The sequence below is a fragment of the Azospirillum sp. B4 genome (genome assembly GCF_000333275.1).
GTDB lineage: Bacteria > Pseudomonadota > Alphaproteobacteria > Azospirillales > Azospirillaceae > Nitrospirillum.
This window is the reverse complement of record NZ_BACU01000711.1, coordinates 1-7,432: the sequence shown is the minus strand read 5'-3', so window position 1 is coordinate 7,432 and position 7,432 is coordinate 1. Positions and strand designations below refer to the sequence as shown.

General features: G+C 69.4%; 6 protein-coding genes. 4 read left to right on the top strand and 2 right to left on the bottom strand.

Going from position 1 to position 7,432, the window contains the following annotated elements; genetic code table 11:
- On the top strand, positions 1-1,422 hold a 1,422-nt coding region (locus I55_RS32060), incomplete at its 5' end, for an efflux transporter outer membrane subunit (protein ID WP_044564791.1).
- Between the two features lie 75 nt (positions 1,423-1,497).
- Here the strand turns inward: I55_RS32060 and I55_RS32055 are convergent.
- Positions 1,498-2,103, bottom strand: a complete 606-nt coding sequence (locus tag I55_RS32055; RefSeq protein ID WP_159107319.1) for a helix-turn-helix domain-containing protein — start codon at positions 2,101-2,103, stop codon at positions 1,498-1,500.
- A gap of 374 nt (positions 2,104-2,477) precedes the next feature.
- On the opposite strand from I55_RS32055, the gene I55_RS32050 reads away from it, so the two are divergent.
- The 3 genes from I55_RS32050 to I55_RS32040 all read left to right on the top strand — a co-directional run bounded on the left by I55_RS32050 (position 2,478) and on the right by I55_RS32040 (position 7,022).
- Positions 2,478-5,492, top strand: coding sequence for a winged helix-turn-helix domain-containing protein (locus I55_RS32050; RefSeq protein WP_049974724.1), 3,015 nt, complete (start codon positions 2,478-2,480; stop codon positions 5,490-5,492).
- Between the two features lie 132 nt (positions 5,493-5,624).
- Positions 5,625-6,206: a TetR/AcrR family transcriptional regulator gene (locus tag I55_RS32045; protein WP_044564788.1), complete on the top strand. Its 582-nt coding sequence runs from the start codon at positions 5,625-5,627 to the stop codon at positions 6,204-6,206.
- Positions 6,207-6,350: 144 nt separating this feature from the next.
- Complete coding sequence (locus tag I55_RS32040; protein ID WP_044564787.1) at positions 6,351-7,022, top strand: DUF3313 domain-containing protein; 672 nt, start codon at positions 6,351-6,353, stop codon at positions 7,020-7,022.
- Positions 7,023-7,032: 10 nt separating this feature from the next.
- On the opposite strand, the gene I55_RS32035 is transcribed toward I55_RS32040, so the two are convergent.
- Positions 7,033-7,432: SDR family oxidoreductase (locus tag I55_RS32035; protein ID WP_044564786.1), on the bottom strand; the 400-nt coding region annotated here is incomplete at its 5' end.

The window sequence follows — 7,432 nt, the reverse complement described above, 5'->3', positions numbered from 1 at the left end:
CCTTGGCCTTTCCTGCCCTTGCTGCTGCTCGGCGCCTGCGTCACCGTGGGGCCGGACTACCAGAAGCCCGCCAGCCCGGCCGCCGACGGCGCCGCCTTCGTCCGCGGCCAAGCGGACCTGCTGAAGGCGGCGGAACCGCTGGAAGACTGGTGGCGCCAACTGGGCGACCCGGTGCTGGACCAGCTGGTGGCCGATGCCATCCAGGCCAACCTGGACCTGAAGGCGGCCGACGCCGCCGTTCGCGCCGCCCGCGCCCAGGCGCAGGCCGTCGGCGCCCGCAACCTGCCCGCGGTGGGCGGCAGCGCCAGCTACAGCCGCTCGCGCGCGGCGGCGGCGACACAGCAGGGCCTGCCCGATGCCCAGCTGCCGGACAGCAACGTCACCGCCGCCGGCGGCACCCTGTCGTGGGAGATCGACCTGTTCGGCCAGGTGCGCCGGGCGGTGGAGGCGGCGGAGGCGGACACCGCGCGGGCGGAGGCGCTGCGCCACCAGGTGCTGACCGTCATCATCGCCGACGTGGCCACCGCCTACGTGGACCTGCGGGGCGCCCAGTTGCGCCTGTCCGTCGCCCTGCGCAACGCGGACAACCAGCGCGGCACCTTCGACCTGACCCGCACCTTGAGTGATGCCGGGCGGGGGACGGACCTGGACATCGCCCGCGCCCAGGCGCAGCTGGAAACCACGTTGGCCTCCATACCGCCGTTGCGCGCCACGGTGGCAACGGATGAGCACGTCCTGGCCGTGCTGACGGGGCGGGAGCCGGGCGCCTTGCTGACCCTGCTGGACGCGCCGGTGCCGCTGCCCGACCTGCCGCAGAGCGTGGCCGTGGGCACGCCCGCCACCCTGCTGGGCCGCAGGGCCGACGTGGCGGCGGCGGAACGGGCGGTGGCGGCGGCCACGGCGCGCATCGGTGTCGCCACGGCGGACCTCTACCCCCACATCTCGCTCACCGGGTCGGTAGGGGTGCAGGCCCTGCAGCCCGGCGACCTGGGCGCCCGGGGGGCCTTCACCTACGGTATCGGGCCCAGCATCAGCGTGCCGCTGTTCGATGCCGCGATCTACGCCCGCATTCGGGCCGCCGACGCAACCGCCGACCAGGCGCTGGCCAACTTCCAGAAGGCGGTGCTGACCGCCTGGCAGGAGGCGGAGACGGCGCTGGCCCGCTATACCCAGGAAAGGGCGCGGCGGGCGTCACTGGACACCGCCGCCACCGCCAGCACCCGCGCCGCCACCCTGGCCGCCACCCGCTACCGCTTCGGCGCCGATAACTTCCTGACGGTGCTGGACGCCCAGCGCACCCAGCTGGAGGCGGAGGATCAGTTGGGCCCAAGCCGCATCCAGGTGGCCCAGGATTTGATCGCGACATACCGGGCGCTGGGCGGCGGCTGGGGCGTGGCCAAGGAGGTGGCGGACGCGCGCTAGCGCCAGCGGCGGAGCCTTACCCCGCGCCGGCGGCCCCCTCCGCTTGAGCCGGCGGACCGGAAGCCGCGCGCGGTCTCAAGCCGTGGCGGCATCCAGCGGCGCCTCGCGCCAGTGCCGCCGCCAGGTGCTGGGACTGAGCCCCACGATCCGGCGGAACAGCTTGGAAAAATGCGCCTGATCGCACAGCCCGCAGGCCAGGGCAATCTGGCATAGCGGTTCCTGCGTCGTCAGCATCAGGTGCTGGGCCTGCTGGATGCGGCGCTGCACGATATAGGCGTGCGGGGGCATGCCGAAGCTGCACTTGAACGCGCGGGAGAAGTAGCGGGTGCTGAGCCGGGTGACCATGGCGCAGTCGTCCATACGGATGGTACCGGCCAGGTTGGCGTCGATATGGCTGACCACCCGGCGGATTTGCCAGGGCGCCAGACCGCCGCGCGCGGTCTCGGCCGGCGGGGTATCGAGGTGTCGCGGCCGGGCGGCCGCCTCGGGAAGGGCCTCCCCCCGCAGGAAGGCCGCGGCGCGGGCGATGCAGGCCCGGGCGGCGTCCCGGTCGCTGTCCAGGATGTCCCCGGCGTCGTCCAGCAGCTTCACCACCACGGCCGCGATCCAGCCGGCATCCGCCGCCGCCTCCATCGCCAAGACGCCACCCTTGGATGCCCCCGAAATGGATGTCCCCATCATGGTCCCCCCCCCCGGCATCGGGCGGCCCCCACGGGCGGCCCTCGCGATTGGGAAGTCTGCCGGGCTCGGGTGGGGATGGCGAATTAAGCCCTGTAATTTTTTGTAAGCGGCTGCTGACCAGGGCCAATTCCCGCGCCCCGCAATAACGCCGTATGCCAGCGCTGAACGGCTGATAGGTAAATGCTGCGGGGTTTTTGGGCTTTTGCTGTCTTTAGGGGGTATCGCCTCCAGCAGGATTGCCCAAATCATTGTCCTGGGACAGCATCACTTTCCATGGGCCGCCGGCCCGTGCCGGGGCCGCGCATCGCGGCCACGCTGAAAGGGGGCCATGGGGGCGTGGCATGACCGATCCGGTTGATTCAGGCGCTGAGCGGATGATCACGTTCGGCCCGTTTCGTCTCGTCCCGGGCCGGAAGGTCCTGCTGGACGGCGACGCGCCCTTGCGCCTGGGCAGCAGGGCCCTGGACATCCTGGTCGTGCTGGTGGAGCGAGCGGGCCAGGTCGTCGCCAAGGATGAACTGGTGGCCAACGTCTGGCCGGACACCTATGTCGATGATGCCAACCTGCGGGTCAACATCGCGGCATTGCGCAAGGCCCTGGGCGAGGGGCGCGAGGGCGCGCGCTACATCGCCAACGTTCCCGGCCGGGGCTATTGCTTCGTCGCCCCCGTCACCCGGGTGGAGGTGGGGGCGCCCGGCCTGCCGGCGACCGCGGGGGGGGAGCCCCCCAGCCACAACCTGCCGGTGCGCCTGACCCGCGTGGTGGGGCGCGACGCCGTCATCCGCACGCTGGCCGACCAGTTGCCGCGGCGGCGCTTCATCACCCTGGTGGGACCGGGCGGCATCGGCAAGACCACCGTGGCCCTGGCCCTGGCCGAACAGCTGGCGCCGGGCTATGTCGACGGGGTGCGGTTCGTCGATTTCGCGCCGGTAACGGATGCCACCTTGAGCGATGCCACCTTGGCGGCCAGCGTGCTGGCGGGGGCGTTGGGCGTGGCGGTCGATTCCATCGCCGACTTGGCCGGCGTGCTGCACGACAAGCACCTGCTGCTGATCCTGGACAATTGCGAGCATGTCGTGGGCACGGCGGCCGTCCTGGCGGAAGCGGTTCTGCGCAGGGCGCCCGGCATCCACATCCTGGCCACCAGCCGGGAGCCCTTGCGGGCGGAGGGGGAGTGGGTGCAGCGCTTGGCGTCCCTGGAAACGCCACCGGTGACAATGACGCCGGATCCGGCCCAGGCCCTGTCCTATTCGGCGGTGGAACTGTTCGTTGAACGCGCCACGGCCAGCGTCGACACCTTCAGCTTCGGTGAGGCGGAGGTGCCCTTGGTCATTGAGATATGCCGGGGCCTGGACGGGATTCCCCTGGCCATCGAGTTGGCGGCGGCGCGCCTGGACCTTTTCGGCCTGTCCGGCCTGGCGGTCCGCCTGAATGATCGGTTCGCCTTGCTGGTGCGAGGCCGCCGGACCGCCTTGCCCCGGCACCAGACCCTGCGCGCCATGCTGGACTGGAGCTATGAATTGTTGCCCATGGCGGAGCGGCTGGTGCTGCACCGCCTGGCGGTGTTCGCCGGCGGCTTCACCATGGAGTCCGCCGCCGTTATGGCCAGCGACGCGCGGCTGGCCCAGACCGACATCCTTGGGGCGTTGTCGAACCTGGTGGCAAAGTCCCTTTTGGTCGCGGATGTTAGCGGTAACCATGTCAGCTATCGGTTGCTGGAAATGACCAGGGCTTATGCCTTGGAAAAGCTGACGGAAAGCGGCGACCTTCCCCGCATGCGGCGCCGGCACGCGGAATGCCATCGCGACATGTTGGTGCAGGCGGAACAGGAATGGGACCGTCGCCCGACGGCGGAGTGGCTGGAGGTCCACGGGCGGCAGATCGACAATTTGCGCGCGGCCCTGGTCTGGGCCTTCGGTCCGGATGGCGACGCGGCACTGGGCGTCGCCCTCACCGCCGCCGCGGTGCCGCTTTGGATGCAGCTGTCGCTGATGAATGAATGCCGGGAGGGGGGGCGGCGGGCGCTGGAACAGGTGGCGCCCGGCACGTTGACGGGGGATACGGCTTCGGGCCCCGAGGCGGAGCGCACTTTGCGCCTGCTCACCGCGCTGGGCCTGTCGTTGATCTACACCAAGGGGCCGGCGCCGGAAATCCGGGCTGCGCTGAACCAGGCGCTGGCCTTGGCGCACCGGCTGGACAACGTGGATTATCAGTTGCGGGCGCTGTGGGGGCTGTTCGTCGAAATCTTCAACCAAGGGTATTACGCCCGGGCGCTGGAAATCGCGGACCGTTTCCGCGCGGTGGCCATAAGGTCCGCCGACCCGGTGGACCTTATGGCGGCCGATCGCATTCGCGGTTTCGCCTTGCATCTGATGGGGGACCACACATCGGCCCGGCGGTATATCGAGGACGGCCTGCGGCGCTATGTCAGGCCGGATCATCGCGGCCATCTGGTCCGCTATCAATATGACCAGCGTGTGGCCGCTTGCGTGCCTCTGTCCGTCATCCTGTGGATACAGGGCTATCCGGACCAGGCCGTGGCCATGGCGACCATGGCGGTGGATGAGGCCCAGGACATGGATCATGCGCTGACGCTGGGTTATGCCCTGGCCACCGCCGTCTGCCACGTGGCTTTCCTGGTGGGCGACCTGGCGATGGCCGACCGTTTCGTCGGCATGTTGCAAAACCACGCCACCCGTCATGGGCTGGGGCCGTGGGCGGTGTTGGCGCGCTATTTCAACTACCGCCTGCAGGTGGCCCGTGGCGGTGGCGCGGCTGGCCTGGCGGGCATGGGAACGGCGCTGGCGGAACTGGAGGCCATCAATTTCGCCCTTCGGTATGTCGGTTATTTGGGCGAATGGGCGGAAAATCTGGGTCGCGCGGGTCATACAAGGGATGGGCTGGAGGCCGTGGACCAGGCCCTGGTCCGATGCGAGGGCGGCGACATCCGCTGGTGCATGCCCGAATTGCTGCGCATCAAGGGGGAACTGCTGTCACTCCGCCCGACATCGGGCGACGAGCCTGGCGCCGCGCCGGAGGCGGAGGCGCACTTTCATCATGCCTTGGACTGGGCGCGGCGGCAGGGTGCCCTGTCCTGGGAATTGCGGGCTGCTACCAGTCTGGCCAAGCTGTGGCGCGGACAGGGGCGCCAAGCGGATGCCCACGCCCTTCTGGCGGGCGTGTTTGACCGCTTCACCGAAGGGTTCGGCACGGCCGATCTGGTCGCGGCCCGCCGTCTGCTGATGGCCTTGACCCAGGACATGGCCTGTCCCCTGGCGGCCGGGCTGCTGGAGGGCGGCTTGGCGGTCGGCGCACCCAGGCCGCCGTCTTCCCGTGAGACGCGGGACCGGGAGGTCATCCCCTTCCCGGTGCCCGGCGTCGCCTGTTAGGGCGGGATCGCCCAAGTCAGCTTCAGTTTAGCGGAAACAGACCGCCCGGATTGCATTTTAGATGATCAGCGCGTAATCGGAACGGAGGCCGCCCCTGGCGCTACACCCGTTCCCAATCCCACGAGCGCACCCATGGACAACGCCACCCGATCCGAGCGCACCCGCGCCGCCGTCATCCAGGCGGCCTTGGCCATCATCGCGCGCGACGGGGCGGGCAAGCTGACGCTGGACGCCATCGCGCGGGAAAGCGGCATCAGCAAGGGCGGGGTCATGCATCAGTTCCGCACCAAGCAAGCGGTGCTGGAGGCCTTGCTGGAACACCAGATGGTCTATTCCGCGGACGTGACCCGGACTCACCTGGCGGAACTCGGTCCCGACCATCCTGAAGCGCAGTTGGTGGCGCAGATCGAGACTCTGCGCCATGTGGTGTCGGACCCCCATTCCGTGGCCTTCGCCCTGCTGGGGGCGATGGCGGAAGACCCCCAACTGCTGACCAACGTCCGTGCGGAAATCGCCCCCGTGGTGGAGATGATCCGGGAGGAGGCCACGGACCCCGATCTGGCGACGTTGCGTTGGGTCGCCGCCCAGGGACTGGCGGTCACAACCATCTTTGGCATCTCGCCCCTTGGGGAGCAGGAGCGCGAGCGTCTTTTCGATCTGCTGCGGGACGGGACGCGGTGGGTGGTTTTCGCAGGGAAGTTTACGGGCCAATAAAACCGACTAGACGGATTGTTTATGGCCCGCTAGAGTATGCTTCAGCGGCTGCCGGCGGCTTGCCCCATTTCGGCATTCCGTGTGGGCGTGCACGCCGGCATCGCGCCGGCTGCGGCCGTGCATCCATGTCCTACGGAGAAATAAATGTCCGACCTTTGNACCCGGCGGCTGTTGCCGCCGCTGGCCGCGTGCGCCCTTTTGGCCGGCTGCGGCGGCATCGACCCCGCGCCCTATCGGGATATATCGGCCGCCCCCTATCTGAGGCCAGACCCGGCGGACGAGACCGGCCGCGTCCCTTACCGCTACACCACGCCGGTCGACTGGCGGGCGTATGCCCAGGTCATCATCGATCCTGTGGCGATATACTACGGCGCCGACGGCCAGTTCGGTGATATGGAGGAAAGGGACAAGGTGGAATTGGCCGACTACATGCAGGCCCAGTTCCGGGAACGGCTGGCGACCCGTTTCCGGATCACCGGCACGCCGGCGCCGGGCACCTTGCGCATCCGCCTGACCCTGACCGGGGCCACCACCACGCCGGCCGTCATCGGTCCCTTCAGCCATTTCGACTTGGCGGGCGGCCTGTACAACGGGGTACAGGCCGTGCGTGGACGGCAGGGGATGGTCAGCGGCTCCGTCGTCTACGCGGTGGAAATCCAGGACGCGCTCAGCGGCAAGCTGTTGAGCGCCTACATCACCAAGCAGTACCCGGGCGCCCTGAACATCGGGGCCAGCTTCGGGTCCCTGGGTGCCGCCAAGACGGGCATAGAGAAGGGGGCGGAGGCCCTGCTGGAACAGGTCCGACCCGGCACGTGAAGGGCTGGCGTCACGCCCCGTAACCGCCGTCTATCGTCAGCACCGACCCGGTGACGAAGGAGGCGTCCGGGCTGGCCAGGAAGAGGATGCCGGCCGCTACCTCTTCCGGCCGGCCATAGCGGCCCAGGGCGTTGGCCGCCGTCTGGATGGGGGCGAAAGGACCGTTGGCGGGGTTCAGTTCGGTATTTATGGAACCTGGCTGGACCACGTTCACGGTGATGCCCCGTCGTGCCAGGTCGCGGGCGGCGCCCTTGCAGTAACCAGCGACGGCCGCCTTGGCGGCGGTATAGTCCGCCAGGCCGGGAAAGCCCACGCGGGCGGCCACGCAGGCCCCCACGGTGATGATGCGTCCGTCGTCGGCCAACACCCGCGACGCCGCGCGGATGGCCGCGACCACGCCGGTGAAGTTC

Bases quoted from the DNA above. Each gene is read 5' to 3' on its own strand.
- I55_RS32050 (WP_049974724.1), top strand. From the start codon at position 2,478: ATGATCACGTTCGGCCCGTTTCGTCTCGTCCCGGGCCGGAAGGTCCTG.
- I55_RS32055 (WP_159107319.1), bottom strand. From the start codon at position 2,103: ATGATGGGGACATCCATTTCGGGGGCATCCAAGGGTGGCGTCTTGGCG.
- I55_RS32045 (WP_044564788.1), top strand. From the start codon at position 5,625: ATGGACAACGCCACCCGATCCGAGCGCACCCGCGCCGCCGTCATCCAG.